The sequence below is a fragment of the Mordavella massiliensis genome (assembly GCF_016902415.1).
Classification (GTDB): domain Bacteria; phylum Bacillota; class Clostridia; order Lachnospirales; family Lachnospiraceae; genus Merdimonas; species Merdimonas faecigallinarum.
The window spans coordinates 40,861-67,303 of record NZ_JACJLV010000011.1 but is presented as its reverse complement, the minus strand read 5'-3'; the positions used below and the strand labels follow the sequence as shown (position 1 = coordinate 67,303).

The following is a 26,443-nucleotide window of genomic DNA, read 5'->3' as shown; positions in this document are numbered from 1 at the left end:
TAAAAACAGAGCCGGCTTTCCAGCCGACTCTGCTGTTATTTATCCTCTACTTGGCATAGTCCGTTACCCTTGATTCACGGATAACATTGACCTTAATCTGTCCGGGATATTCCAACTCATATTCAATCTGCTTCGCAATATCCCTGGCCATCAGCACCATATCTGCATCAGATACCTGCTCCGGAACTACCATAACTCGAATCTCTCTACCTGCCTGAATAGCAAAAGATTTATCAACACCCTTGAACTGGTTGGTGATATCTTCTAATTGTTTTAACCTGTTTGTATATGTTTCTAATGTTTCTCTTCTCGCGCCTGGTCTGGCTGCAGATATGGTATCCGCCGCCTGAACTACACATGCGATCAGAGTCTGTGGCTCTACATCGCCGTGATGTGCTTCCACTGCATTCACCACGGTTGCAGATTCTTTATATTTTCTGCACAGATCCACACCGATCTGAATATGGGAACCTTCCACATCATGATCAATGGATTTTCCAATATCATGCAGAAGTCCGGCACGTTTGGCGACTCTTACATCCAGTCCGATCTCGCCGGCCAGAAGTCCTGCAAGCTGTGCGACTTCCATAGAATGCTTCAGCGCATTCTGTCCATAGCTGGTACGGAATTTCATGCGTCCCAAAAGTTTGATCAGTTCCGGATGGATACCGTGAACACCAACTTCCAGAGCAGCCGCTTCTCCTTCTTCCCGGATCATGGCGTCGACCTCTTTCTGAGCCTTCTCCACCATCTCTTCGATCCTTGCCGGATGAATACGCCCATCGACGATCAGCTTCTCCAGTGCGATCCTTGCAACTTCTCTCCGGATCGGATCAAAACCGGATAACACAACCGCTTCCGGAGTATCGTCAATGATCAGCTCTACTCCTGTAAGCGTCTCCAGTGTACGGATGTTGCGTCCTTCTCTTCCGATGATCCTTCCCTTCATCTCGTCGCTTGGAAGCTGCACGACAGAGATCGTCGTCTCCGCCACATGATCAGCGGCACATCTCTGAATGGCAGTTACGACATATTCCTTTGCCTTCTTGTCTGCCTCTTCCTTCGCCTGCGCCTCCAGTTCTTTGATCATCTTGGCGGTATCATGTTTCACATCTTCTTCAACAGTTTTTAACAAATATTCTTTTGCCTGTTCGGAGGTAAGTCCTGAGATTCTTTCTAGTTCCTGTACTCTTTGCTTGCTCAGCTCTTCCACTTTCGCTTCGCGCTGTCTAAGCTGTTCTTCTTTTGCCGTAAATCCTGCCTCACGCTTTTCGATCGCGTCTGCCTTCTTGTCTAAAGCCTCTTCCTTGGATAAAACTCGTTTCTCGTAACGCTGCAGTTCTGCTCTGCGTTCCTTGGTTTCCTTTTCAAGTTCATTTTTGTTCTTTATGGACTCTTCTTTAATCTCCAAGAGAGACTCCTTTTTCTTGGCCTCTGCGGTTTTTACAGCATCATCAATGATCTCTCTTGCCTTTGTCTCAGCGTTTCCGATCTTAGACTCTGCGTTCTTCTTCAGATTGGACACTGTTACAAAGTGGCTGATGACTGCTGCTGCGATGATCAGCACGACTGCCACAGCAATAATGATTCCACTCGGCACAGGAGCACCTCCTTATTTAGTTTTCATTGTACAAATACAACACTTAAATTCTATACTGTTTTCACAAAGATGTCAAGCGTTCCACTCAGAAACTTGTATCACTTGACGGACGTCATCATAACGGAATCCCTTGCGCATCAGGTAAGCAAGGGTTTTGCGCGTCTCTTCCGGGGAAGCGGTATCCGGATCATACCGCCTTTTCCGCAGCAGCTCCCGGATCGCTTCCTGCGCCGCGTCACCATCGCAGCATTCTTCCATTGCCTCTTCGATGACCTCCAGGGACACGCCCTTCTCCCGCAGGGCGGCCTGCATTTCTTTAGCGCTCTTTCTGGATTTCCTGCCAAGAATAAAGCTCCTTGCATATTCCAGGTCATTCACATAACCAAAGGATTTCACATAACAGAGAGCAGCTTCCGCCACTTCCTCTGGATATCCGCCCCGGATCAGCTTATCCTTAAGCTGCTGCTCTGTACGTCCCATCTGATTCAGCAGATGCATGGCCCGCAACTTTGCTCTCTTTACCAGCACCTCTTCACAAATTTTCTGATACGCTTCTTCCTCTAAAAAGGCGCCCGGCACCAGATGGTACCGGGACAATTCTCCTTTATAAAGGCAGAATGCCGGCTTCCCATCCAGAAATATCTGAAACCGCGTTTTTGAAACCGGCTCTATCTTTGTAATCGTCATGTTTTACAGCCTCTGTCTACAATATTACTTTTCTTCAGCGTCTGTCTCTGCGCCTTCTGTTCCGAAATGATAGTGTTCGCGGATCTGCCGGTCCAGAGTCTCCATCACTTCCGGATGCTCTGCCAGGTACTTCTTGGCATTCTCCCGGCCCTGCCCGATCTTCTCGCCATTGTATGCAAACCAGGCGCCGCTTTTGTTTACCAGATCTAATCCCACAGCCAGATCCAGGATATCCCCCTCTCTGGAGATTCCTTTTCCAAACATAATGTCAAACTCCGCTTCCTTGAACGGCGGCGCGATCTTATTCTTGACAACCTTGACTCTGGTACGGTTTCCTACGATCTCTCCGCCCTGCTTGAGCGTCTCGATCCTGCGCACGTCCATCCGGATGGATGCGTAGAACTTCAGCGCGCGTCCGCCGGTGGTAGTCTCCGGATTGCCAAACATCACGCCTACCTTCTCACGCAGCTGGTTGATAAAAATCACCACGCAGTTCGACTTGCTGATCACAGGGGTCAGCTTCCGGAGCGCCTGGGACATCAGTCTTGCCTGCAGTCCCACATGGCTGTCTCCCATATCTCCCTCGATCTCCTGCTTGGGAACCAGCGCTGCCACAGAGTCGATGACCACAATATCCATGGCCCCGGAGCGCACCATCGTCTCGGTGATCTCCAGCGCCTGATCTCCACTGTCAGGCTGGGAGATATACAGTTCATCGATATCTACACCGATATTCTTTGCGTAAACCGGGTCCAGGGCATGCTCTGCATCAATAAATCCGGCGATGCCTCCCCGCTTCTGTACCTCTGAGATCATATGTAACGCTACGGTGGTCTTACCACTGGACTCCGGCCCGTAGATCTCTACCACACGTCCTCTGGGAACGCCGCCCAGTCCCAGGGCGATATCCAGACTCAGAGAACCGGTAGGGATCGTCTCCACCGCCACCTGTGCGGACGGATCTCCCAGCTTCATCACCGTGCCCTTTCCAAAATCTTTCTCCAGCTTCGCAATTGCGGCGTCAAGCGCCTTCTTCTTATCTTCATTACCTGCCATGATAACTTCTCCTTCTTCATATCGAACGAATGTTCGTTCCTTTAGTCAATATAGTAGTATACTTGCCTTTTCTTGTCAAGTCTTTCTCTGAAAATCTTTTGGGTAAACTCTTTGCCGAATGGCTGATACAGAAATAGAAACGAAAACAGATCTGTTTTTTTCTGATTCTTTTTTCAGTATACCTTATCTTTCCGGAAATGTAAAGGGATCCGCTCCTGCCAGATCCCTTCCCTGTACATCTACATCCATCTATCCTTCCTTGCAGACATCCACCCAGGATGAGAATCCACTGTATTTCTCCAGCTCCGGTATGGTCAGCTCGATCATGCTGTTGCCGCTTCCTGCTGCCGGAAATACCGTTTCAAACCGCTTCAGGGACTCATCCAGATACACCTGTACCCCTTCGCGGACCGCAAACGGGCAGACGCCTCCTGCCGCATGTCCTACCCGCTCTTCCACTTCATCAAATTTGAGCATCTTTGCCTTGCATCCAAACTGCTCTCTGTATTTTTTATTGTCAATCTTCCGGTCACCGGCTGCCACCACCAGGATCACCCGCTCCGGCGTCTCAAATGACAGCGTCTTGGCGATCCTCTGCGGTTCACAGCCAAGCGCCTCGGCCGCCGCCTCAACCGTAGCGCTGGAGTGTTCCTTCTCCATCACCCGGTCTTCCATGCCAAACTGGCGAAAATATGCTCTGACATTTTCTATGGACATTTTCGTTCCTCCTTTATCCTGCTCCCAGTATTCCTCTTTTTAATGATGCTTTTATTTTACTCATATTCTCCTGTGATGTAAAGACAGCCTGGCAGCATTTATCTTTTCTATTGTCCCAGAAGAAATTCGGGAAACAGGGCATGATAGACTGTCCCCAGATCATATGCCTCCACACTCTCCCTGGCCGTCAGTTTACAGCTTCCCACTTCTTTCCCGTCAAGAAGAAAGCAGATCTTTCCCACCTGGTCGCCTCTTTTTACCGGCGCAGCCAGTGCGTCCGGGATCTCTGTCCTGCATTCCACCTTTTCGTCTTTACGCATCAGCAGCCGGAAAGACTCCGGATCCTTGGCAGACGCACGCACAACCGTGCCTCTTTTGTATGGATCTTCCGGATCTGCGCCGTTTTCTACCGGTATTTTCAAAGAGTCTTCCTGCCCGGCTTTCATATCGTCTGTCCCGATCTTCCTGTACGCATAATTTGCAAGTCCGTATTCCATCAGCTTCCTGGTGTCTTCCCATTTATAATTCTTGTGGCCTGGCCAGCCGCAGCCAAGAAGGGCCACGATAAACGTCCTGTCATCCTGACTTAAGGCCCCCACATAGCAGTAGCCCGCGTCTGCGGTAAATCCGGTCTTGCCGGTGAGCGCGCCTTCCATCATATCCAGAAAGGCATTGTGATTCTGGCAGGAAAAGCTTCTCTTGCCGGATACGTCCGTAAAGGTATAATCCCTCGTCTGTGTAACCGCAAGGAACGCTTCTTTTTCCGGAGATTCCCGGATACAGTAGCGAAGGATAAGGGCCAGATCTTCTGCCGTAGTGGCATGGACCCCTTCCGCATCCTCTGCGTCCAGTCCGTTTGGCGTGATAAAATGAGTATCCCGGCATCCGATCTCCCGGGCTTTTTCATTCATCTGGTCCGCGAATTCCTCTACGCTTCCCGAAAGGCTCTCAGCGATCACCACGGCGCTGTCATTATAGGACTCCAGCATCAGCGCGTAGAGAAGATCTTCCAGCCGGTATTCCTCCCCTTCCTTTACACCCAGCCGGACTTTGGGCTGCCCGGCCGCATTGGCGCTTACCGTCCCGGTCTCTCCTTCTTCCATCTCTTCCAGCGCAAGAATGCAGGTCATGATCTTGGTGGTACTGGCCATCGGGCGGACCACCTGTTCTTCTTTTCCAAATAAAACACGCCCGCTGTCAGCATCCATAAGTACCGCTGACCGGGCGTATAGATTTTCCGGCTCCCCGGACGTTTCTTCTGCCTGAACCGGTATCCGGATGATCCCGGTCAGGAGGAAAAGCATCCCGGCAATGCCTGCCATATATTTTTTCCAATTCATAGCAGCCTCTTCCCAAACACACTTTACTTTATGTATATGCGTTCTTTCCTGCCGCTATGCCTGAGACTAGATATCCAGCTTCAGCTGCGCCTCTTCTTCTGCTTCCTCCTTAAAGGACTCCACCTGGTCCGGATTCAGGGCCGGCAGATCATCCGCAGACTGGATACTGAACCGGCGCAGAAATTCCTCGGTGGTGCCGAACAGAATCGGTTTCCCCGGCGCGTCCAGACGTCCCGTCTCACACACCAGATCATATTCCACCAGTTTATTTACCGCGTGGTCGGACTTTACGCCCCGGATCTTCTCGATCTCCAGCTTGGTCACCGGCTGTTTATAGGCAATGATAGACAACGTCTCCAGCAGAACGTCCGTCAGCACGTATCTCTTTGGCTGCTTTGCCACACGGATCAGATATTCATACATTTCCCTTTTGGTACACATCTGAAATGCGTCCTCCAACTCAATGATCCGGACTCCGCGGTCCTCCTGATCATAGCGGTCCATCATCTGATGCAGGATCCTGCGGGTGGTTTCTTCATCATGTTCAATTGCCGCCGCAAGTTTACTAAGTTCCACGGAATCTCCCATGGCAAATAAAATCGCTTCAATAATTCCTTCCAGTTTTTTTATCTCCACTGTATTCATACTACCTTTCCATCAGGATTCCTGTACATTGGAATCGATCATAATATCTTCAAACGGCTGCTCCTGGCGGATGGTGATCGTTCCTTCCTTCATCAGCTGCAAAATAGCCAGAAATGTTACCACCAGCTGGGTTTTTGACTTCTGTCTGGAAAGAAGCTCCCGGAAGCTGAACCTCTTGTGTGTCCTGGCATATGCGCTGACATAGTCCAGTTTTTCCGGAAGGGTCACCTCTTCCTTCTCGATCTTGCCGAACTTACTGCGGACCGGGTCAATCTTTTCTACCTGCCGCTTCATCACGTCCTGGAAAATGCGGTTCAGCTTTGCCAGTGTGAGATCTCCCAGCAGTTCTTCCAGATCCACAGGCTCCACATAGCTCTGCACTTCCTCCGGGATCGTGGGTTCTTTGTAAAGCACCTGCTCCCCTTCCAGTTCCCGGTCTCTGAGTTCATAAGACATGTATTTATACATCTTATATTCCAGAAGTTGTTCCACCAGTTCCTGTCTGGGGTCTTCTTCCTCCTCTTCCTGCTCTTCCCTGGGGAGCAGCATCTTACATTTGATATCCAGAAGCGTCGCCGCCATGACCAGAAATTCACTCATGACATTCAAGTCTTCTTTTTCCATGGCGCGGATATAATCCATATATTGATTGGTGATCTCTACGATCGGGATATCATAAATGTCTATTTTATTTTTATCGATCAGATGAAGCAGCAGGTCCAAAGGTCCTTCGAACACCTGCAGCTTAACCGGAATACCCATATGTTCCCCTCTTATCACTGCAAATCTTTATCGTAACTGTATTATTATATAAGATATTTCTTTATTTCACAAGATTTATTCCATATCCTCCTGGAATTCCGGCTCATCGGCTCCCTCCAGTTCCAGCACCACTACTTCCGCAGGATCCAGGAACCGGATGGGCACTGAGTGGACGCCCAGGCCTCTGCTTACCACCACATCCGCCGTCGGATCCCGGTAGATCCCGCCGCAGTAGGCAGGAAAGGGACGGAAATCCGGAGACATCACGCCGCCGATCCCCGGCAGTTCTATAAGGCCGCCGTGCAGATGGCCGGAAAGGATCAGATTGGCTCCCCATTCCTCATATTGCCGCACATAAGCCGGATGATGGGCCAGCAGGATCTGATACGAAGGATCTGCTCTTCCGATTCGGTCCTCAATCTGGCGCACAGACAGGCCCCGCTTCCCAAACTTCTCATAAGCAGAAAGCGGGATCTCCAGACCGCTGATCCGGATACGGACGCCGTCCGGCCTCCAGATCACCGCCTCATTTTCCAGGAAAATGATCCCGGCATCTTCCAGAGCCTTTTTATAAGCCGCATAAGACTGATCGTACCGGTCTGTCTCTTCTTTTAATTTTTGTTCATGATTTCCATTTGCATAGTAGACCGGACAGATCCGCGGAAGTCTGCAAAGGAACGGCAGGATGCCTGCATACGAACTGCCGTTTTTACGCACCAGCATATCTCCTCCGATTAGGATCAGATCCGGACGTGCTCTACGCACTGCAGCCAGCAGCCTTCCATTTTTCTTTCCGTAACTGCAATTGTGAAGATCGCTTAGAAAAACAATCCGCTTCTTTTGCATTCCATTTAATTTATGGGAAACAATCCGGTAGGTTTTCACCCGGAACGTCCGAAGTTCTCTTATATTTTCGATAAAAAAGATCAAGCACAGGATGCCCAGAACAATCATCAGCATTGCTAACCGTTTTCTCCTCTTAAATTCAGGTCAATTATATAATTATTCCTGTTCATTTGTAAACAGATATGTTAAAATCAATACGGTAAATATAGTTTTTTTGAAGGAGGTTTTACCATGAATGTACCTGAAAGAATCAGCGCTCTCCGCGCTCTGATGGCAGAAAAAGGTTACGATGCCTATGTGGTTCCCACAGATGACAACCACCAGAGTGAGTATGTTGGGGAACATTTTAAAGCGAGAGCATTCATCACAGGCTTTACCGGATCTGCCGGAACTGCCATTATCACCAAAGATGAAGCGGGCCTCTGGACAGACGGAAGATACTTCATCCAGGCGGAGCAGCAGTTAAGCGGAAGCGGTGTTAAGCTTTTTAAGATGGGCGAGCCGGGTGTTCCGACAACACTGGAGTACCTGGAAAATACTCTTCCGGAAGGCTGCGCTCTTGCTTTTGACGGACGTGTGGTTGCCATGGGCACAGGCCTGGAATTTGAAGAGATTGCGAAAAAGAAAAACGGACAGATCCATTACACAGAGGATCTGATCGACCAGATCTGGGAAGACCGTCCGGCTCTTTCCGAAGAACCTGCATTTGCACTTTCCGAGGAATACACCGGCGAAAGCACTGCCTCCAAGCTTGCAAGAGTCCGCGAGGCAATGAAAGAGGCGGGAGCAGACGTTCACGTGATCGCGGCCCTTGACGACGTATGCTGGATCACAAATCTGCGCGGAAATGATATTGAATTCTTCCCGCTGCTCCTCTCCTATGCTGTGATCACCATGGACAGCATGAATCTCTACATTGACGAGCGCAAGCTGACAGCAGAAATGAAAGAAAACCTTGCAAAGAATCACATCCAGCTGCGCCCGTACAACGCAATTTACGAAGACGTAAAGGAACTTCCGGCCGATGCTTCCATCCTGGTGGATTCCGCGCGTCTGAATTATGCGCTGTACAACAATCTGCCGAAAACAGCAAAGATCATCGATGAGATGAACCCCACTGTTATCATGAAGGCAACCAAAAATGATGTGGAATTAAAGAACATTATCAATGCCCACGTCAAAGATGGTGTCGCAGTGACCAGATTCATGTACTGGCTGAAGAAAAATGTAGGGAAAGTCAATCCGCCTATCACCGAGATCAGCGCGGCAGAAAAACTGGACGAGTTCCGTAAGGAGCAGGAAGGCTACCTGTGGCAGAGCTTTGAACCCATCTGTGGTTCCGGCGAACACGGCGCCATTGTCCACTATGCGGCAACTCCAGAGACCAACATTCCGGTCGTAACAGACGGACTGTTCCTGACCGATACAGGCGGCGGCTATATGGAAGGTTCCACCGACATCACCAGAACTTTCGCCTTCGGAAATCTGACACAGGAAATGAAAGAAGATTTCACCACCGTGCTGCTATGTAACATGCACCTGGCAAATGCAGTATTCCTGGAAGGAACCTCCGGCTACAATCTGGATGTCCTGGCAAGAATGCCTGCATGGAAGCGGGGCAAGAACTTCAATCATGGTACCGGACACGGCGTCGGCTACCTGATGAACATCCACGAAGCACCCTGCGGTTTCCGCTGCACCGTGCGCGCACATGAGAAACAGCCGCTGATGCCGGGCCTTGTCATCACCGACGAACCGGGAATCTACATCGAAGGCTCTCACGGCGTCCGCACAGAAAACGAGCTGGTGGTCCGCAAGGGAGAAAAGACCGAATACGGCCAGTTCCTCTACTTTGAGCCGATCACTTATGTGCCGATCGATCTGGATGCAATCCTTCCGGAAATGATGACCGCCGAAGACAAGGAACAGCTGAATGCTTACCATGCAAAAGTATACGAAGTAGTTGCACCTCATCTGAATGACGAAGAACGCGAGTGGCTGAAAGAATACACACGCGCCATCTAATCAAACGAATCAAACGGGGACGGGGGATTTTCAGAAATCCCCCGTCCCCGTTTGCTATGGCAGGAAGTTATCCACAACTTTTTCCACAGCGTCTGTGTATTTCATCTTTTCTACCGCCTCTGTTGTTAATATCCTGCGGCTTCCGATTTCTTTCCCTTCCAGATAATAGACTGCTTTCCCGGCCTCCTGCCCCTGTTTTACCGGGGCCTTCAATGCTTTTTTCATCTGAACCTTTCGCTCTATCTTCGACAGATCCGATCCTTCCATATCTACATAAGTAAATAGTTCTTCCTGTGCAGTTGCCGCTTTTTCTTTCACTCCATTTTTAACCGGGATCTCTGCGGTTTTTTCGTTTTTTTCTTCTTTATAAACGCTGCATTTCCCAAACCCGTAGTTTAAAAGCGCGATCGCGTCCTTTGTCCGGTCTCTGCTGGTTTCCGCCGCCATGATTACAGCGATCAGTTCCATCCCGTTTTTTTCTGCCGTTGCAGAAATGCAGAATCCCGCCTGGCTGGTGGATCCTGTTTTCAGTCCTGTTGTGTATTCATAGTGACGGACCAGTTTGTTGGTGTTTGTCAGACCGAATTCTGAACTGCCTTTTTTCGTGGTATGGGTGATATTTTCCATCCAGATCATTGCATAATCCCGGATCTGTGGATATAGACGGATCAGTTCCCGGGACATCAGGCTGATGTCTCTGGCAGTTGTCAGGTGTCCGTCTGCGTCCAGTCCATTACAATTTACAAAATGTGTATGATCCATTCCCAGTTCTTTTGCCCGCTCATTCATTTGATTTACAAACTCTTCTTCGCTTCCCGCGATGTGCTCTGCCATGGCCACGCAGGCGTCATTGGCGCTGGCCACTGCGATACATTTGATTAGCGTATCCACTGTCTGTGTTTCTCCCGGTTCCAGAAATACCTGTGAACCGCCCATGGACGCCGCATATTCGGATGTGGTCACCGTATCTTCCAGGCTGATCTGTCCGGTTTTCAAAGCGTCAAAAATCAGAAGCAATGTCATGATCTTTGTTACGCTGGCCGGCGGGCGTTCCTCGTCCGGATTCTTTTCATAAACCACCTGACCGGTAGACGCTTCCATTAAAATTGCCGAAGGCGCGCTGATTTCCAGACCGCTTTCTCCCCTTACGTCTTCTTCGTTTTCCCCCGCATTTTCTCCCCTTACGTCTTCTTCGCTTTCCCCTGCATTCCCGGTATTCTCCTGCTCCTCTGCCACTTCTGCGGCAAAAATCTCCGGCGCAGACTGCACCAGAAACAACAGACACAAACATACGGCCACTATTTTTTTCACGATCCGGTTTTCCTCACGATTCTCCGACTATTACTACCATTTTAGTGGTCTTCCTTTCAAAATATACCTCGCACATAAAATGTATTTCATTTTTATCTTTTTCTCTTGACACCTCACTACTATGTGGTACAATATAGTCAAGAACTATTAGGTATCACATAGTAGTAAAGAAGGTGAGCGCAGCATATGTATGATAAATCTCAATTAATGCGAGGCACGCTGGAAGGCTGCATCTTAAAATTTCTTTCAGAAGAAACCACTTATGGCTACGAACTGGTGGAACGGCTGGAACAGAACGGCTTTCAGGACATCAAAGAAGGAACGATCTATCCTCTCCTGGTACGCCTGGAAAAAAAGGGGATCATCCGTTCCGAATTTCGACCTTCCCCGCTTGGGCCAAGCCGGAAATACTATTCTCTTACCCCGGACGGCTTTGAATACCTGCAAGAGTTTACCGAAAACTGGAAACAGATAGAAGCTTCGGTCAACCAAATATTTCGATTGGAGGAATGATCTATGAACGCACAGACTCAAATTCACAACACAAATCCAAACCTCACCCCGGAAAATCAGGCACAGACCTGCCAGGCTGACTATCTGGAAGCCAGTAATTTTCAGGATGAGCAGTCTCTGACCAAAGAAAACAGAAAACAGCTTCACAAAATGATGAAATATGTACGCACCTTCCCATTACAGGATCTTGAAATAGAAACCATCAGGCGGGATCTTCTTGGTATGGCGCTGGAGGCGCAAACGCGCGGGTCCTCTCTTCAATCCTCCCTTGGAAAAAAGCCCCGGGATTTCTGCGATGACATTATTTTTTCCATCGGCGGGATCAAAAGCCCCGGCGGGCGGAAACTTCTGCGCATCGCCGGCTGCTATTACCAGATTGTCGGTGCAATGGGTCTGATCAGTTCGCTTCTTGTCCTGACCTTATCCCTCATAGATGGGGCCGTTCATCTGTTCTCCACCGGAACAGCCGGAATTTTAACCTCTGAATTCATCGCCTCCATCATTAACACCTTTATTGCAGTCCTTTATCTCATGGCCGGCACCCGGGCATACAAATATGCGAATAACGTAACAAAATCCTATCTGGCCATGCGCTGGGGCATCGGAATGCTGGTATTAGACATTCTGTTCTACATTAAGCGGCTCATTGAAAACTTGACAACAGCCTCGGGCGAAACATTTCTCCTGCATCTGACACTCTTCGCTTCCGGAGTAGCTCTTCTGTTTCTCATATTCCCCGTTCTCTATATTATCGGGGCGCACAGAAACCGGCCGCATTCTGCAGAATATGACATGTAATTCAATCGGGTACACCCTGATTTTCAATTAGGTACAGGGCAAAACGCAATTTGGGACGTAGACCTTTGCAAAAGGTCTACGTCCCAAATTGTTACCTTGTTATTTCCCTGCCATCTGTTTTTCCTGTTCCTCGATCATCTTTTTCACCATATACCCGCCTACAGATCCGTTCTGTCTGGAGGTCAGGTCTCCGTTGTAGCCCTCACTGAGCGGCACACCCAGCTCGTTTGCAACCTCATACTTAAATTTGTCTAATGCGCCTTTTGCCTCAGGCACTGCTGTTCTGTTAGATGAACGATTTGTCATGATTATACTCCTCCTTTTTACAGCTTTGTAACTTCACTTTCGTTTTGTTACAACCATAGTATATGGAGGTTTTAAATTATTACACTGGCAGTTGATTCATATTCTGGAATTTTTTGCAGCCATTCGCTGTTTTCCTGGATCAGAAGATCTGCGGCTTCGTTCGCTTTCTGAAGGATTTTGGCATCCTGGTACACATCGCCCAGGCGGAAATCCATTAGTCCGCTCTGGCGGATGCCGAACAGATCGCCCGGTCCGCGAAGTCTTAAGTCTTCGCTGGCGATCTTGAATCCGTCATTGGATTTATTTAAAATGTCCAGCCGCTCTTTGGTTTCTTTTGCTTTTAATCCGGTCATGAAAATGCAGTAGGACTGGTGTTTTCCGCGGCCCACCCGTCCACGGAGCTGATGAAGCTGGGCCAGTCCAAAGCGTTCTGCGTTTTCGATCATCATAACCGTGGCATTGGCCACGTCAATGCCTACCTCGATTACAGTGGTGGACACCAGGATCTGGATCTCGTTTCTTGCGAACTGCTCCATGATCTCATCTTTCTCGGCCTGCTTCATTTTTCCGTGCAGACAGCCCACAACAATGCCGCTGCCCATCTCTTCCTGAAGCATGGCCGAATAGTCCAGTACATTTTCTACTTCCAGATGTTCGCTTTCCTCGACCATGGGACAGATAATGTAGCACTGCCGCCCCTCGCTGATCTGCTTTTTCATAAAATGGTATGCCGTAGCCCGGTAGCCGGTGTCTACCACACAGTTTTTGATGGGCAGCCGGTTGGCCGGCAGTTCATCGATCACGGAAATATCCAGATCGCCATATAATATGATCGCCAGTGTCCGGGGGATGGGTGTTGCGCTCATGACCAGTACATGCGGAACGCCTCCCTTTTTCGCAAATGCTTCTCTTTGCCGGACCCCGAATCTGTGCTGCTCATCTGTCACCACCAGCGCCAGCTGATCGTAATTTACGGCTCCCTGGATCAGGGCGTGGGTTCCCACGATAATCTTTGCATACCCGCATTCGATCCGGTCATAGGCGCGCCGTTTTTCTTTCGCTGTCATCGATCCGGTCAGAAGTTCCGCCTTCACAGGAATCTGATGCTCTGCAAGCAGCTTTGTGATATTGGCGAAATGTTGTCTTGCCAGCACCTCCGTGGGCGCCATGATGGCCCCCTGCATGCCTTCAAGCGCCACAGACAACAGGGCAAGAACCGCCACGATCGTCTTTCCGGATCCCACGTCTCCCTGGACCAGCCGGGACATCACGGTATCGGAAGCCATATCCGCGGAAATCTCCTGCCACACTTTCTTCTGCGCGCCGGTCAGTTCAAAGGGAAGCCTGCGGATCAGTTCCTCCACCTGCGGATTCTCCGGGATCACATACTCGTTGACCGCTCTTTCATTTTTATCCCGAAGCTTTCTGAGCGCCAGGATAAATTCCAGAAATTCCTCGAACACCAGCCGTTCTCTTGCCTGGTAGAACACCTGCTTATCTTCCGGAAAATGAATCCCCCGCAGGGCAAAATTATACTCCGCCAGCCCGTATTTCAAACGGATCTCTTCCGGCAGCGTCTCCTTTGACAGCCGCAGTTCCCCGAGAGCCTGCTGCACCGCCTTCCCCACCGTATGATTAGAAAGTCCGGCAGTCAGCGCATACACCGGCTGCAGACTGTCCTTTTTTTCTTCGTACTTTTCACTGGGATAAAAGATCTCCGGATGCTCCATGGTCAGCACCTGTCTGCGGCTCACCACACGTCCCCGGAGGGTCACCTGTCCGCCGCCGGCAAACGTATTCCGCAAAAACGGCATCCGAAACCAGATCACCTTCAAAGTTCCGGTCAGGTCCTTTACCGTCATGGAAGTAACCTGCAGTTTCCGGCTTCCAGACACCTGCACTCTTCCGTAGATCACGCCCGTCACTGTCTGCACCTTTCCCTCTTCCAGACTGCCAATGGGCACCGGATCTTCATATACGTCATATCCTCTGGGATAATACCGGATCAGATCCCCGACTGTCGTAATCCCAAGCTTACCAAACAGCCGGCTGGTCTTTTCTCCGATCCCCTTTAATTCACTGATACTGGACTTTTCAATCATTGTTCCTTCCTTTACCTAAAAAAGGGACGGATGTCTTCTCCGTCCCCTGTTTTTCTGCAATAAACAGACTTTATTCTACCGCCAGCACATAATAATAAATCGGCTGTCCTCCAAAGTGAGCGTCCACATCCACATCCGGATACAGTTCTTCCACCTCAGCGGTAAACTTCTGCGCATCCTCTTCAGATACTTCCTCGCCGTAATACAGGCTGATCAGCTCGGAATCCTCATCCACCAGAAGAGCCAGCATCTCCTTTGCCGTCTCCTCTACTTCTGTTCCGACAGCAAGGATGCCCTTGTCGCCGATTCCCATGATATCTCCCTCGTGGATCTCCTTGTCATCCACATGGGTATCACGGACTGCATAGGTCACCTGTCCGGTCTTCACATTCTGGATGGCCTCCAGCATGGCTTCCTCATTGGCTGCCGCATCTGCGTCCGGCATGAAATTGATGATCGCGGTGATTCCCTGCGGAACTGTCTTCGTAGGGATCACAATGATCTCTTTTTCCTTCACCAGCGCCTTCGCCTGGTTCGCCGCCAGCACGATATTTTTATTATTTGGCAGAATGAAAATGGTGTCTGCATTTACCTGGTCAATGGCGTTCAACATGTCCTCTGTGCTGGGGTTCATGGTCTGTCCGCCCTCAATGATGTAATCGGCTCCCAACTCGTTAAAGATCTCGTTTAATCCCTGCCCGATGGAGACTGTGATAAATCCCATGGCTTTGCGGGGCTCGGACGCCTTTTTCTCCTGCTCTTTCTTCGCGTCGTCCGCAGCCTGCTGTGCCGCTACTTTTTCCGCGTCACGGATCAGTTTTTCCTGATGTTCTTCCCGCATATTATCGATCTTCATCCGGGAAAGCTGTCCAAAGGTCAGCGCTTTCTGGATCGCAAGACCCGGGTCATTGGTGTGTACATGCACCTTTACCACATCATCATCCGCCACGCAGACAATGGAATCTCCGATAGAAGAAAGGTATTCCTTAAATGCATGCTCATCCTCATCGGTAAATTCTTTTTCCGTCAGGATGATAAATTCCGTACAGTATCCGAACTTGATATCTGCGGTATCCTGCATATTGATTTTAGTCACTGCGCTGCCTGTAGCAGGAGCAATGGCCTGCAGGTCGATTTCTTTTCCCTGGAAAGCGGCATACGCGCCTTTGATCACTTCGATCAGACCCTGTCCGCCGGAATCTACCACTCCCGCTTCCTTTAATACCGGAAGCATCTCAGGAGTCTTCTCCAGAACTTCCTCTGCATAAGCAAGGACAGCCGGGATAAATACCTCCAGATCGTCCGTTTCCTCTGCCATCTGGGCAGCCTTCTCCGCGATCCCGCTTGCAACGGTAAGGATCGTTCCTTCCTTCGGCTTCATAACTGCCTTGTAGGCTGTATCTCTCGCGCGCTGGCAGGCTGCTGCCAGAAGAGCGGTGTCAATCTCCTGCTCCTCGCGGATCGCCTTTGTAAATCCTCTCAGAAGCTGGGATAAGATCACGCCTGAGTTACCTCTTGCGCCGCGCAGAGAACCGGAAGAGATCGCTTTTGCCAGATCCTTCATATTCCGGTCCGGAAGTCCCATTACTTCCTTTGCGGCCGACATGATCGTAAGCGACATATTCGTTCCTGTGTCTCCGTCCGGAACAGGAAATACATTCAGTTCATTGATCGTTTCTTTATTTGCTTCGATATTCTGAGCGCCTGCCAGAAACATTCTGGCAAGCATATCTGCATTTATAGTTTTCGTAGCCACTTCTTATGTTCCTCCTTAACTAATCGATGACTCTGACGCCCTCAATGTAGATATTGATCTTATCCACCGGCATTCCGGAAAATTCCTCTACACGGTATTTGACATTGCTGATCAGATTATCGGTCACTGCCGAGATGCTCACGCCATAGGCAACGATTATATGGAAGTCGATGGTGATGTGGTTCTCATCTGATATCGACACATGGATCCCTTTGGTCAGGCTCTCCTTACGAAGCAGATGAACCAGCCCGTCCTTCATATTTACCGCGGCCATTCCCACGATCCCAAAGCATTCTACCGCAACTGTTCCGGCATATTTTGCGATCACTTCCTGGTCAATTGTTATAATACCCAAATCCGTACTCATGCATCCTTTCATATTTCAAACCTCCGTCTTTTGTGCCTGAAAACACAAACCATAATTAAAGTTATTATACACTTATTCCCTCTGTTTTACAATATGGATTGCACCAAAAAAATCCAGGCTCATACAGAACCTGGACTTTTATTCCGTCAACTTAAGCACGCTCTACTTTTCCGGATCTCAGGCAAGAAGTACAAACATACATCTTCTTTGTACCACCGTTCTCCGTCTTTACACGAACTGATTTTACGTTTGATTTCCACATCTTTGGTGTTTTTCTATTAGAGTGGCTGACATTGTTTCCAAAGTGAGCACCCTTTTCACAAATAGCACATTTTGCCATGACTGCACCTCCTAACACTCGGTATTCATCTGTTCTCCAGACTCACAACAATAGTATTCTAACAGATATATCCTGCAAAAGCAAGTACTATTTTTCTGAAATCTCCGAAAATATTCCGGTCAGCAGAAAAACAGATTGTACCCTGCAAGGATACAGAGCAAGACACATAACACTTCCACAAATGTATTTGGCAAAAACAGCGCGAGAATGATCCCCACTGCTACCCAGAACAGGGCAAATCCGACAACCCGCTTCAAGTTCATGCCTCCGCCTTTTTTTCTATTATATGTCTGCGTCGTCCAGGATATCCATCACATCTTCTTCCGTCATCTTGCTGTCTTTTCCGGATGAAAATTTGTCGATCACATCCGGCACCATATCCAGGATCTTGGTGATCGTGTCCTGATTCTTAATATTAACCAGCTTTGTATGTCCGCCCTGGATCACAAGCACCGCGCAGGGCGTCATCTTTCCGCCGATTCCTCCGGCCCCCCGCTCCTTCTTCTCTGCGTTAAACGCGCCGGCTCCCACGGCAAATGACACATCCACCAGCGGAAGAATGATCGTCTCTCCGATATGGATCGCATCTCCGACTACTGTTTTGGAAGAAACCACGCCGTCGATCCCCTGAAACAGAGCATCCACTGTCCCTTTAAAATTATTGTCTGCCATTTTCCAATCCTCCTCTATCACTCAAAACTCCGGATATGATGATAAGTCGTACGCACATCCTTACACCATACAAGTTTCCAGATCAACAAAACTACATACAGCGCCCGGACCGTTCCCTTCACATAGAGATCTCCCTGAAGGATCCGTTTCTCGAAGTCCGGGTATACGGACACCGCTTCCCCGAGCCATGGATACGCAACTCCCAGAGCCGCCAGAACCTGTCCGGTATGGTAAGGATCTTCAAACCCGTAATGGACCGTACCCTTCAGTTTCTTTGGCCGGATCCGTCTCATCAGACGGGAAAACTCTGTTTTTGTCTTTTGAAATGCTCTGCGGTGTACCTCGTCTGTCAGAAATTCCTTCACTTTCTCTTTCTTTTCTGACAACGTCTTTATTTTACCACATAAACGCTGAAATGTATATTTGATCTTTTGGAAAAATGCGCGCAGCCTGCCCGCTATTTTTTCAAATAAGAACGGAGTCTCTTCATCCGCCGGCGGTATTTGGGATTCTTCTTCATTTTTTTCAGGCTCCTGCAAAAGCCTTTCCACATTTTCTTCAGTCTTCGTATCTGTTTTTTCTTCTTTCTCCAGTCGATCCTCTGTACCCGCTTCATCCGCGCTCACCTCTTCCTTTTCTTTATATTCCGCCTGCTCTTCTACTGCAGGTTCCTGCCTTACTTCTGTCTTCTCTTCTACTGCAGATTCCTGTTTTATTTCTGTCTTCTCTTCTACTGCAGGCTCCTTCCTTATCTCTGTCTTTTCGTCTGCCACAGGCTCCTGCACGTCCTCACTGTCCGTCCCCATCTTCTTCCAGGCAATTCTAAGTCTCCAGAAAAATGCTTCGTCCTTATATTCCGCCGAGAAAGCGATGAGATGAAAGAACCAGTGAACCTTTATCTTTGCACAGATCCCCTTCCAGGTACCGTCTGCCGCGGCCTCTCCCTGGTACCGGACCGGAACCAGTAAGATAATAAGGATCAGCAATACCAGTATCCCCAGTATCACTGCAATTATGATTCCGATTATTTTTAACACCAACAACAAAATATGCAGCATCTTAGTCTTCCTGTTCTTTTCTTAATATGTAGGAACGGATATCTGCTCCCTTTGTCTCATTATACACTTCCTTTGTCATTTCTTCCACTAATTCCAGCGCTTCTTCGTAACCTTTTGCGATCCCTGCGACAAAATACTCTTTTTTCGGGAAAGAGGGCTGCAAAAACAGAGCGGAATTGAGGATCTCCAGCTGGTTTTCCCCCTGTTCCGGAACCGTAATGAGATAGACCTCTATCTGTACTTTGTTGTTTTCCAGCTTCCGGATAACCTTCTCTTTCTTTTTCTTCAGGCCTTCCGAAAGATAAAGATGTTTATAATACCGCATATCCGGCTCCTTTTCCGGCCGTCTGAAACCATCCGGCCTTCTAATAATAGTAGGTGTCAAATACCTGCTTTGCCACGTCTACCGCCCGCGCCGATCCGTCAGAGCTTTCAATGATCACACTGATCACCAGTTCCGGATTGTCCACATTACTCATTCCCACAAACCAGGAGTGGTCTTTCTCCTTGTCGGAGCTGTACTCCGCAGTGCCGGTCTTGCCGGCGGCCGTATAGGCCTGACCGCTCAATGCGGTCGCTGTTCCATACTGCACCACGCTGGTCATATAATCCTTCAGGGCCGCCGCCTCTGCTGATGACAGCAGGGTCCGGTATTCTTCCGGCATATTTTTATCGATCTCCGTACCGGTATAATTCGTAACCGAATCCACCAGATACGGCTTCATCAGCACGCCGCCGTTGGCAATGGCGCTGGTGATGAGCGCCATGTGGTAGGGGCTGACCTGGGTCTTGCCCTGTCCCATCGCTGTCATCATACGGTCTGCCGCTGTTCCGGACCCATCCAGTGTGAAACTGCTCTTACTGTAGGGCAGGACGGAAGGCAGTTTTTTATTAAATAAGAGATCTTCCGCCGTATCCCGGAAACCGCCCACATCCAGCGACAATCCGATATTACAAAACGATGTGTTGCAGGAATAAGCCAGGCTGTCCCGGAAATCCACGGTCCCGTGTACATGGCCGTTATAACAGCGGATCACCGTATCCTCCTGCTGGATCGATCCCGTACAGGTATAACTGTAACTGTCGTACGAGGCATTTTCACGCATATACTCCAGGGCTGTCACCAGTTTAAAAGTGGAGCCCGGCGCATACAACCCCTGCGTCGCACGGTTTAAAAGCGCGCTGTCCGGATCGGAATTCAGCGTCTCCCAGTTGGCTGCAACGCCATTGGGATCATAATCCGGCTTGGACACCATGGCCAGGATCTTGCCGGTAGACGGTTCCATCACAACCACCGCTCCCTTATAACCGCCAAGGGCCGCAGACGCCGCCTGCTGAAGATCCGCATCCAGGGTCGTCACCACCGTATCCCCGATATTTTTCTCGTCCTGAAATTCATTCCGGATCTTTTCCAGGAAAAAGGCGTTGGAAGTCAGCAGTTCAAAATTCATCTCTGATTCCAGTCCGGACTTTCCCTGGGAACTGTATCCGACCACATGGGCAAAGTCGCTGCCGTAAGGATATTGCCGTACTTCCGTGCCGTCCGGCTGAACTTCCGAATGGGCCAGCACCTTCCCGTTCCGGTCTGTGATGTCTCCCCGCACAACCCGGTCCGCATAAGAATCCTGCCTTGCATTGTACGGACTCCTTATGACGTCACGGCTCTCCTTTACCTGGAAATACACGATATATCCCATCATCACCAGAAACAGCGCGACAAAGAAATAAGTGACTCTAGCGAACTCTTTGTTCCTTGCCCGTTTTTCTTTTAACTTCTTTTTGTCTCTTCTGGCCGCTTCCTTGCGCTCTTTCCGGGACATCTGCTGCCTTTCTTCTTTTCTTTGGAGCTTCCTGTCCGCTTCGAGCTGCTCGTAGCTTTTCCTTTTTCTTTCTTTCAATAGTCTCTTCCTCGTCCTCTCTTAAAATATAAAGTCCCTGAATGATCGCAAACATGATCAGCGTACTGACAAGAGAGCTTCCGCCGTAGCTCACCAGCGGAAGGGTCACTCCCGTAGACGGAATAAACTTCGTCACGCCGCCGATCGTAAGAAATACCTGGAAGATATAACAGGTTCCAAGCCCCAGCGCCACCATCTTATAAAACATGCTGTGAAGCTGCATGGCAATATTTAAAAACATGATATAACAGCTGACGCATACCAGAATGATGCACAGCGCGAAAATAATCCCCATCTCTTCCGCGATCGCAGAAAAGATAAAATCCTCTGCCGCCACGGGGATCGTTTCCGGTTCTCCCTGGAATAGTCCCAGCCCGAACCAGCCGCCGGTCCCGATGGCAAAGAGGGACTGGGCCACCTGGTAGCCTCCGTTGTCGTAAGCGGCAAACGGATCCTTCCACACGATCACACGGGTCCTGACGTGGCTAAAGAGATAATACGCAGCTACAGACGCCGCGCTTCCTGCGCCCAGGCCCGCCACCACATACAGAGGCTGTCTGGTCGCCACATACAGCATGGCCAGGTAAACAATGAAAATGATCAGCGCTGCGCCCAGGTCTTTGGATACCACCAGGATCAGTACATGGAACGCCGCGACCGCTGTTGTAATCACGATATTGCGGAACTCCAGGGACCGTTTGAAGCTGGACGCCACAAAAAACACGAAAATGATCTTCACAAGCTCCGAGGGCTGGATATTGATCCCGCCGATGGAGAATCCCAGCATGGCGCCATAGGACACCCGCCCGATCACCACTACGATAGCCAGCGAAAAAAGTCCGGCTGCCGCATAAAAAGTTCTCCACTCGGATAACAGCTTAAATTTCCGGATAATCACCGGCACCACCAGGCTGATAGCGATCGCGCCTGCGGCGATCACGTACTGCTTCACCGCCTTCTCATAATCCAGCCGGGTCAGCATGATCATGCCGGCGCACAACAGCATGCACATATTGTTGACCACCAGTCTGGACACTCTGGGATAAATGTTCGTATACAGAAGGATAGTAGCCCCAAACAGTACCACCTGCATCAGATAAAATGCCAGCATCCGGATATCCTCTGTCTTAAGATACATGACCATAAACGCCACCAGATGAATGGCAAACATCAGCACATTCTGCTTCCTGAGCAGCCGCTTCTTCCGGTCGGGATCAGAAAATCCGAAGATGCTGAAACACAGATACGTATATACTGTCATCAGTATGATCATCAGATATTTTGATACTTCAACGATAATATTGACCAATCTTTCACCTACTTTACGCCCCGCTTAAAATGTCCTCTGGTAAACTCCGTCTCCGGGGTCTTCACAGGTTTCCCTTCCAGAAAGGCTCTCCGGTATTGTCCGGTGATCTCTCTTACTTCTTCCGCACTTTCTGTGCAAAAATCAAGCCGCACCTCTCCGGGGTTAAGACTCCGGATCTTGTCCGCCTGATCCGCAAGAAATAACGGGGCAGAATTATATATGATATTATAACAATATTCACAACAGTTCCTGACTGCAAACTTTTTCCTGTACCGGTCAGAAAGATACAGGTATCCGCTTTTTTTCTCACATCCGCCTGTGGTCTTGCGGATACAGTTTGCCGTCACCATCACCGGCTGGAAACCGTAGACGATCATCGTCTCTCCCCGGATCCCAAGCTGTGCCAGCTCCCGTTCATGAAGCTCCACAGAGGCGGTAACAGATGCAAGCCCCTGTCTGTGCAGGAACTTTCGGCTTTCCCGGTTGCATACATAGAGATTATAATCCCCCCGGACAGGTTTTGTATAGCCTTTTTTCCGAAGCCACATAAGGCTTTCCAGGTTCCGGATCAGCACACCGTCAAAGGCTTCCAGGCTTTCTCCATATTCCTCTTCAAAAACCTTTTCCACGTCTTCCCGGAAAATATAAGGCATCGCAAGGTAATACTCCCGTTCCCCGCTGGTCTTTTCCATCACACTTCGCACAACGGGACGGTTTCCGATCCGGCTGTCCACATAGATCCTTCCGACCCCTTCCATAGCGGCCGCCTCGGTAAACTGCCCTGCGCTCTGCACGCTGACAGAAAGAACCGTCTCCGGGGTTCCAGGATCTTTTTCTTCCTTTGCACTGCAGGATGTAAGAAGAACGTCTTCTTCTGCCGGGATCACTTCTCCGGCCTCCGGGTCTCTCCGGTATGTTTGCAGGATCCTGTCCTCTAGATCCTGAAGCCCTTCTCTTCGAAGTTCATTGACTGCCTGCATTGGCAGGAAGAAATCCCCGTCCATCTGAATCTCAAGATGCTCAAACACAAACGGCGTCTGGCCGGTCTTTCGCAGCTGCTTTTCCACCCTGTCAGCTGTAAGCGGCTGTTTTTTTGCTTGTTCCGGCACAGGACCTTCACACTCGGCACGCACATCTTTGCATTCCAGTATCAGTTTAACACGTTTCCCTGGAGAAATTATGAATTTCCCATTAATTTTTTCTTGTATTTTCCATTCCGGAAGCCCGCCTTCTTCCTCTTCCCGGACTGCCGGTCTTTTTAAGGAGATCATGTCTTTTCCGTTATGCCGGAGATAATATCCCTGTGTATATCCCCTCCTCTGATATGCCCGGAACAGGTGGTTTCTGTCCTCTTCCGACACCGGATCCTCTTTTCCCTGCAAGCAGAGGCTTGCATACTTCCGGTAGATCTCCGTTACCCGGTATACATAATCTGGCTGCTTCATCCGGCCTTCGATCTTAAAAGAATCGATGCCTGCCTTCAGAAGTTCCGGCAGAAGATCTATGGTACAAAGATCCTTCAGACTTAACAGATCCCCGCTCCTTCCCCCTTCCACGCTGTAGGGCAGGCGGCAGGGCTGGGCGCATTGCCCCCGGTTGCCGCTTCGTCCGCCGATCATACTGCTCAAAAGGCACTGTCCGGAATAACAGTAACAGAGCGCCCCGTGGACAAAGCACTCCACCTCCATCCCGGTCTCCTCTTTGATATGCCGGATCTCTTCCAGAGACAGTTCCCTTGCCGGAACCACCCGCACATACCCGTGTTCCTTTAAAAATGCGGCGCCCGCCGCGCCCGTCACAGTCATCTGCGTACTGGCGTGAAGCTCCAGATCCGGGAAACAGTTCCGGATCTGCTCCCCAGCCCCAAAGTCCTGTACGATCACACCGTCCAGACCCTGCCGGTAATAAGGCAGGAGAAAGCCTGCAAGGTCACCGATCTCCTGCTCCTTTAAAAGCGTATTGACCGTCAGATAGAGTTTGCGCCCGTGCAGATGCACATAGTCCAGCGCCTCCAGCAATTCTGCTTCTTTAAAATTATCTGCGTAGGCCCGGGCCCCAAACCGGCTCCCGCCCACATACACTGCATCCGCCCCGGCACAGACCGCGGCCTTCAGACACTCAAAAGATCCGGCCGGTGCCAGGATCTCCACATCGCGTTTTCTCATATCCTACTCCCGTATTTTCGCCATGATTGAAAAAGGCTGTCCACAGACAGCCTATTTTTTACGATTATTCTTAATCTCGGTCTCAAGCTGAACGATCTTCATCTGAAGATCTTTATTCTCTTCTTTCAGCTTGTCCATTGCCTTTTCTGCATTTTCCAGTTTGATCTGGACGGAGATCAGTTCATGTTTCAGATCATACATCTCCTTATCCTTTGTCTCAATGTCGCTCTCCAGAGTGCCTCCCTGCTTCTTGGCCTTAAAGTAATCGTCTGCAATATTCAGGGCCAGCAGGATACTTCTGGTCTCTGCGCTCTGCTTGCGGTAACCCTCGCTGCTTGAGCACTCTTCGATTTTATGATTGAGGTAAGTAGACACCTTCTGCAGATACTCTTCGCTCTCAAATCCGCTGAGTGTAAACACCTTTCCTCCGATCAGTACTTCCGTATAGTTTTTTGATGATGCCATGAATAGCCTCCTCGAACTTTCGTAATCTTGATACCTATTATAAACTAAACCTTCGTAAAAACCAACTATTTTTCATCTTTTTCGCGGGAAATTCCCAGATGCCGGTATGCATGGTCTGTCACAACCCTTCCCCTTGGCGTTCTCTGGATAAAACCGTTCTTCAGAAGGTAAGGCTCCAGAACGTCTTCTATGGTGCCTGCATCCTCGCCAAGCGCAGCCGAAAGAGTGTCAAGTCCCACCGGTCCGCCGCCAAATTTCTCGATCATGGCAAGGAGAAGATCCCGGTCTGTCTGATCCAGCCCCTCTTTATCCACGTCCAGAAGATCCAGCGCATAATCCGCCACCTCTTTGGTAATGTGGCCGTCAAACCGGACCTGCGCAAAATCCCGCACCCTCTTTAACAGACGGTTGGCCAGTCTCGGTGTTCCCCTGGACCGTCTGGCCAGGCTCTCGGCTCCCCGGTCGTCAATCCCTACTTCCAGCACCTTCGCCGATCTCAGGATAATGGTCTTTAATTCCTCCACCGTATAGTATTCCATCCGGTTGACCACACCAAAACGGTCCCTAAGAGGCGCTGTCAGCATGCCCGCCCGGGTGGTGGCTCCCACCAGCGTAAACTTTGGCAGGTCCAGCCGGATCGACCGGGCGCTGGCTCCTTTGCCGATCATAATGTCGATGGCATAGTCTTCCATGGCCGGATACAAGACCTCCTCCACCTGCCGGTTCAGCCGGTGGATCTCATCCACAAAGAGGACGTCGCCCTCCTGCAGATTATTCAGGATCGCCGCCATCTCCCCCGGCTTTTCAATCGCCGGCCCGGAGGTGATCTTCATATTCACCTGCATCTCATTGGCAATGATCCCGGCAAGCGTGGTCTTTCCAAGCCCCGGAGGCCCGTAAAACAACACGTGGTCCAGCACCTCATTTCTTGCCTTTGCGGCTTCAATGTAGATCTTCAGCGTCTCTTTGGTCTTTTCCTGCCCCACGTAATCCTGCAGAAGCTGGGGCCGGAGATGATTTTCTATCTTACTGTCTTCTTCCAGATTTTCTGTTGTAATGATTCGTCTGCCCATACCTGCTCCTTATGCTAAAATACCATGTATTTCAAAGCCTGCTTCAACAGGTCTTCTGCGTCCATCCCGTCGGTCCACTCTACCTGGCGCACCGCCTTTAACGCCTCGGTGCTGCCATAGCCCAACGCCACCAACGCCTGGACTGCGTCCGTCTGCGCGTCTCCCATATGTCCCGGAGCCGCTGCCGGACCGGAATCCTCCATGACTGCATGCTCCAGAGCATCTTCCAGATGCAGTTTATCCTTTAATTCCAGGATCAGCTTCTCTGCCGTCTTCTTCCCGATCCCCGGCGCTGCAGAGATCGCTTTTACATCCCCTGCCATCACCGCAAACCGCAGATCATCCGGCGTCAGGGCAGAAAGAATGCCAAGCCCTCCTTTAGGCCCGATGCCGCTGACTCCGATCAGCAGACGGAACACCTGCAGGGCGTCCCGTGTCAGAAAGCCATATAGCTGCATCGCGTCCTCTTTCACATTCAGATACGTGTGGATCTTTACCTCGCTTCCGACGCCCGGAAGACGGCCCATATCCTGCCCGGACATATAGATCCCGTAACCGACGCCTCCCACATCCACGATCACTTTATCCTCTTCAAAAGCCGCAAGGGTACCCCTGATATATGAAATCATAGC

27 protein-coding genes are annotated in these 26,443 nt (G+C 50.0%); 3 read left to right on the top strand and 24 right to left on the bottom strand.

The genetic code is table 11. From position 1 onward, the window contains the following. Nucleotides 1-46: 46 nt before the first annotated feature. From rny to H6A13_RS05055, 8 genes are all read right to left on the bottom strand, one after another. Nucleotides 47-1,600, bottom strand: coding sequence for a ribonuclease Y (gene rny / locus H6A13_RS05090; RefSeq protein WP_204908533.1), 1,554 nt, complete (start codon nt 1,598-1,600; stop codon nt 47-49). Nucleotides 1,601-1,672: 72 nt separating this feature from the next. Further along, nucleotides 1,673-2,287: a regulatory protein RecX gene (locus H6A13_RS05085; protein ID WP_204908532.1), complete on the bottom strand. Its 615-nt coding sequence runs from the start codon at nt 2,285-2,287 to the stop codon at nt 1,673-1,675. Nucleotides 2,288-2,311: 24 nt separating this feature from the next. Further along, nucleotides 2,312-3,343 (bottom strand): recombinase RecA, encoded by a 1,032-nt coding sequence (gene recA, locus H6A13_RS05080; RefSeq protein ID WP_204908531.1) that lies wholly within the window; start codon nt 3,341-3,343, stop codon nt 2,312-2,314. Between the two features lie 249 nt (nt 3,344-3,592). Continuing rightward, nucleotides 3,593-4,060, bottom strand: a complete 468-nt coding sequence (locus H6A13_RS05075; RefSeq protein ID WP_204908530.1) for a YbaK/EbsC family protein — start codon at nt 4,058-4,060, stop codon at nt 3,593-3,595. Between the two features lie 107 nt (nt 4,061-4,167). After that, the gene (locus tag H6A13_RS05070; protein WP_243424730.1) at nt 4,168-5,400 is read right to left on the bottom strand and encodes a D-alanyl-D-alanine carboxypeptidase family protein; all 1,233 of its coding nucleotides are present in this window, start codon (nt 5,398-5,400) and stop codon (nt 4,168-4,170) included. A gap of 66 nt (nt 5,401-5,466) precedes the next feature. Then, nucleotides 5,467-6,045 (bottom strand): SMC-Scp complex subunit ScpB, encoded by a 579-nt coding sequence (gene scpB / locus H6A13_RS05065; protein ID WP_204908529.1) that lies wholly within the window; start codon nt 6,043-6,045, stop codon nt 5,467-5,469. Nucleotides 6,046-6,057: 12 nt separating this feature from the next. Next, the gene (locus H6A13_RS05060) at nt 6,058-6,807 is read right to left on the bottom strand and encodes a segregation and condensation protein A (RefSeq protein ID WP_204908528.1); all 750 of its coding nucleotides are present in this window, start codon (nt 6,805-6,807) and stop codon (nt 6,058-6,060) included. A gap of 75 nt (nt 6,808-6,882) precedes the next feature. After that, nucleotides 6,883-7,767 carry a metallophosphoesterase gene (locus H6A13_RS05055; RefSeq protein WP_204908527.1) on the bottom strand — a complete coding sequence of 295 codons (885 nt, stop codon included), beginning with the start codon at nt 7,765-7,767 and terminating at the stop codon, nt 6,883-6,885. A gap of 117 nt (nt 7,768-7,884) precedes the next feature. On the opposite strand from H6A13_RS05055, the gene H6A13_RS05050 reads away from it, so the two are divergent. After that, on the top strand, nt 7,885-9,678 hold the full coding sequence (locus H6A13_RS05050; RefSeq protein WP_204908526.1) for an aminopeptidase P family protein: 1,794 nt from the start codon (nt 7,885-7,887) through the stop codon (nt 9,676-9,678). Nucleotides 9,679-9,732: 54 nt separating this feature from the next. Here the strand turns inward: H6A13_RS05050 and H6A13_RS05045 are convergent, their stop codons facing one another. Continuing rightward, nucleotides 9,733-10,989, bottom strand: coding sequence for a serine hydrolase (locus H6A13_RS05045; RefSeq protein ID WP_204908525.1), 1,257 nt, complete (start codon nt 10,987-10,989; stop codon nt 9,733-9,735). 186 nt (nt 10,990-11,175) lie between these two features. On the opposite strand from H6A13_RS05045, the gene H6A13_RS05040 reads away from it, so the two are divergent. Both H6A13_RS05040 and H6A13_RS05035 read left to right on the top strand, forming a co-directional pair. Next, nucleotides 11,176-11,502, top strand: a complete 327-nt coding sequence (locus H6A13_RS05040; protein WP_204908524.1) for a PadR family transcriptional regulator — start codon at nt 11,176-11,178, stop codon at nt 11,500-11,502. Nucleotides 11,503-11,505: 3 nt separating this feature from the next. After that, entirely contained in the window at nt 11,506-12,300 is a 795-nt protein-coding gene (locus H6A13_RS05035) for a DUF1129 domain-containing protein (protein ID WP_204908523.1), read from the top strand. Nucleotides 12,301-12,399: 99 nt separating this feature from the next. On the opposite strand, the gene H6A13_RS05030 is transcribed toward H6A13_RS05035, so the two are convergent. The 15 genes from H6A13_RS05030 to ruvA all read right to left on the bottom strand — a co-directional run bounded on the left by H6A13_RS05030 (nt 12,400) and on the right by ruvA (nt 26,440). Then, nucleotides 12,400-12,606 carry an alpha/beta-type small acid-soluble spore protein gene (locus H6A13_RS05030; RefSeq protein WP_204908522.1) on the bottom strand — a complete coding sequence of 69 codons (207 nt, stop codon included), beginning with the start codon at nt 12,604-12,606 and terminating at the stop codon, nt 12,400-12,402. A gap of 71 nt (nt 12,607-12,677) precedes the next feature. Next, complete coding sequence (gene recG, locus H6A13_RS05025; protein ID WP_204908521.1) at nt 12,678-14,708, bottom strand: ATP-dependent DNA helicase RecG; 2,031 nt, start codon at nt 14,706-14,708, stop codon at nt 12,678-12,680. Nucleotides 14,709-14,778: 70 nt separating this feature from the next. Continuing rightward, on the bottom strand, nt 14,779-16,464 hold the full coding sequence (locus H6A13_RS05020; RefSeq protein ID WP_204908520.1) for a DAK2 domain-containing protein: 1,686 nt from the start codon (nt 16,462-16,464) through the stop codon (nt 14,779-14,781). Nucleotides 16,465-16,483: 19 nt separating this feature from the next. Then, on the bottom strand, nt 16,484-16,843 hold the full coding sequence (locus H6A13_RS05015; RefSeq protein WP_204908519.1) for an Asp23/Gls24 family envelope stress response protein: 360 nt from the start codon (nt 16,841-16,843) through the stop codon (nt 16,484-16,486). 139 nt (nt 16,844-16,982) lie between these two features. Continuing rightward, entirely contained in the window at nt 16,983-17,171 is a 189-nt protein-coding gene (gene rpmB, locus H6A13_RS05010) for a 50S ribosomal protein L28 (protein ID WP_016225600.1), read from the bottom strand. Between the two features lie 119 nt (nt 17,172-17,290). Then, entirely contained in the window at nt 17,291-17,434 is a 144-nt protein-coding gene (locus tag H6A13_RS05005) for a hypothetical protein (RefSeq protein ID WP_204908537.1), read from the bottom strand. 19 nt (nt 17,435-17,453) lie between these two features. Further along, nucleotides 17,454-17,843, bottom strand: coding sequence for a GerW family sporulation protein (locus H6A13_RS05000; protein WP_204908518.1), 390 nt, complete (start codon nt 17,841-17,843; stop codon nt 17,454-17,456). A 17-nt stretch (nt 17,844-17,860) separates the two neighbouring features. Then, nucleotides 17,861-18,901 carry a DUF2953 domain-containing protein gene (locus H6A13_RS04995; protein WP_204908517.1) on the bottom strand — a complete coding sequence of 347 codons (1,041 nt, stop codon included), beginning with the start codon at nt 18,899-18,901 and terminating at the stop codon, nt 17,861-17,863. A gap of 1 nt (nt 18,902) precedes the next feature. Next, complete coding sequence (locus tag H6A13_RS04990) at nt 18,903-19,226, bottom strand: hypothetical protein (RefSeq protein ID WP_204908516.1); 324 nt, start codon at nt 19,224-19,226, stop codon at nt 18,903-18,905. A 40-nt stretch (nt 19,227-19,266) separates the two neighbouring features. Continuing rightward, the gene (locus H6A13_RS04985; protein WP_338043014.1) at nt 19,267-20,721 is read right to left on the bottom strand and encodes a peptidoglycan D,D-transpeptidase FtsI family protein; all 1,455 of its coding nucleotides are present in this window, start codon (nt 20,719-20,721) and stop codon (nt 19,267-19,269) included. Next, a complete protein-coding gene (locus H6A13_RS04980; protein ID WP_204908515.1) occupies nt 20,636-22,108 on the bottom strand; it encodes an FtsW/RodA/SpoVE family cell cycle protein in 1,473 nt (490 codons plus the stop codon). Before H6A13_RS04980 ends, H6A13_RS04985 begins: the two co-directional genes overlap by 86 nt. Before the next feature lie 8 nt (nt 22,109-22,116). Then, nucleotides 22,117-24,273: a U32 family peptidase gene (locus tag H6A13_RS04975; RefSeq protein ID WP_204908514.1), complete on the bottom strand. Its 2,157-nt coding sequence runs from the start codon at nt 24,271-24,273 to the stop codon at nt 22,117-22,119. A gap of 51 nt (nt 24,274-24,324) precedes the next feature. Then, complete coding sequence (locus H6A13_RS04970; protein WP_204908513.1) at nt 24,325-24,738, bottom strand: cell division protein ZapA; 414 nt, start codon at nt 24,736-24,738, stop codon at nt 24,325-24,327. A gap of 65 nt (nt 24,739-24,803) precedes the next feature. Next, complete coding sequence (ruvB, locus tag H6A13_RS04965; protein ID WP_204908512.1) at nt 24,804-25,811, bottom strand: Holliday junction branch migration DNA helicase RuvB; 1,008 nt, start codon at nt 25,809-25,811, stop codon at nt 24,804-24,806. 14 nt (nt 25,812-25,825) lie between these two features. Continuing rightward, nucleotides 25,826-26,440, bottom strand: a complete 615-nt coding sequence (gene ruvA / locus H6A13_RS04960; RefSeq protein ID WP_204908511.1) for a Holliday junction branch migration protein RuvA — start codon at nt 26,438-26,440, stop codon at nt 25,826-25,828. Nucleotides 26,441-26,443 lie beyond the last annotated feature (3 nt).

What these genes read in the sequence shown, in the direction of transcription:
- H6A13_RS05085 (WP_204908532.1), bottom strand. Translation starts at nt 2,287, where the DNA reads ATGACGATTACAAAGATAGAGCCGGTTTCAAAAACGCGGTTTCAGATA.
- recA (WP_204908531.1), bottom strand. Translation starts at nt 3,343, where the DNA reads ATGGCAGGTAATGAAGATAAGAAGAAGGCGCTTGACGCCGCAATTGCG.
- H6A13_RS05075 (WP_204908530.1), bottom strand. Translation starts at nt 4,060, where the DNA reads ATGTCCATAGAAAATGTCAGAGCATATTTTCGCCAGTTTGGCATGGAA.
- H6A13_RS05070 (WP_243424730.1), bottom strand. Translation starts at nt 5,400, where the DNA reads ATGAATTGGAAAAAATATATGGCAGGCATTGCCGGGATGCTTTTCCTC.
- scpB (WP_204908529.1), bottom strand. Translation starts at nt 6,045, where the DNA reads ATGAATACAGTGGAGATAAAAAAACTGGAAGGAATTATTGAAGCGATT.
- H6A13_RS05060 (WP_204908528.1), bottom strand. Translation starts at nt 6,807, where the DNA reads ATGGGTATTCCGGTTAAGCTGCAGGTGTTCGAAGGACCTTTGGACCTG.
- H6A13_RS05055 (WP_204908527.1), bottom strand. Translation starts at nt 7,767, where the DNA reads ATGCTGATGATTGTTCTGGGCATCCTGTGCTTGATCTTTTTTATCGAA.
- H6A13_RS05050 (WP_204908526.1), top strand. Translation starts at nt 7,885, where the DNA reads ATGAATGTACCTGAAAGAATCAGCGCTCTCCGCGCTCTGATGGCAGAA.
- H6A13_RS05040 (WP_204908524.1), top strand. Translation starts at nt 11,176, where the DNA reads ATGTATGATAAATCTCAATTAATGCGAGGCACGCTGGAAGGCTGCATC.
- H6A13_RS05035 (WP_204908523.1), top strand. Translation starts at nt 11,506, where the DNA reads ATGAACGCACAGACTCAAATTCACAACACAAATCCAAACCTCACCCCG.
- H6A13_RS05030 (WP_204908522.1), bottom strand. Translation starts at nt 12,606, where the DNA reads ATGACAAATCGTTCATCTAACAGAACAGCAGTGCCTGAGGCAAAAGGC.
- recG (WP_204908521.1), bottom strand. Translation starts at nt 14,708, where the DNA reads ATGATTGAAAAGTCCAGTATCAGTGAATTAAAGGGGATCGGAGAAAAG.
- H6A13_RS05015 (WP_204908519.1), bottom strand. Translation starts at nt 16,843, where the DNA reads ATGAAAGGATGCATGAGTACGGATTTGGGTATTATAACAATTGACCAG.
- rpmB (WP_016225600.1), bottom strand. Translation starts at nt 17,171, where the DNA reads ATGGCAAAATGTGCTATTTGTGAAAAGGGTGCTCACTTTGGAAACAAT.
- H6A13_RS05005 (WP_204908537.1), bottom strand. Translation starts at nt 17,434, where the DNA reads ATGAACTTGAAGCGGGTTGTCGGATTTGCCCTGTTCTGGGTAGCAGTG.
- H6A13_RS05000 (WP_204908518.1), bottom strand. Translation starts at nt 17,843, where the DNA reads ATGGCAGACAATAATTTTAAAGGGACAGTGGATGCTCTGTTTCAGGGG.
- H6A13_RS04995 (WP_204908517.1), bottom strand. Translation starts at nt 18,901, where the DNA reads ATGCTGCATATTTTGTTGTTGGTGTTAAAAATAATCGGAATCATAATT.
- H6A13_RS04990 (WP_204908516.1), bottom strand. Translation starts at nt 19,226, where the DNA reads ATGCGGTATTATAAACATCTTTATCTTTCGGAAGGCCTGAAGAAAAAG.
- H6A13_RS04985 (WP_338043014.1), bottom strand. Translation starts at nt 20,721, where the DNA reads ATGTCCCGGAAAGAGCGCAAGGAAGCGGCCAGAAGAGACAAAAAGAAG.
- H6A13_RS04975 (WP_204908514.1), bottom strand. Translation starts at nt 24,273, where the DNA reads ATGAGAAAACGCGATGTGGAGATCCTGGCACCGGCCGGATCTTTTGAG.
- H6A13_RS04970 (WP_204908513.1), bottom strand. Translation starts at nt 24,738, where the DNA reads ATGGCATCATCAAAAAACTATACGGAAGTACTGATCGGAGGAAAGGTG.
- ruvB (WP_204908512.1), bottom strand. Translation starts at nt 25,811, where the DNA reads ATGGGCAGACGAATCATTACAACAGAAAATCTGGAAGAAGACAGTAAG.
- ruvA (WP_204908511.1), bottom strand. Translation starts at nt 26,440, where the DNA reads ATGATTTCATATATCAGGGGTACCCTTGCGGCTTTTGAAGAGGATAAA.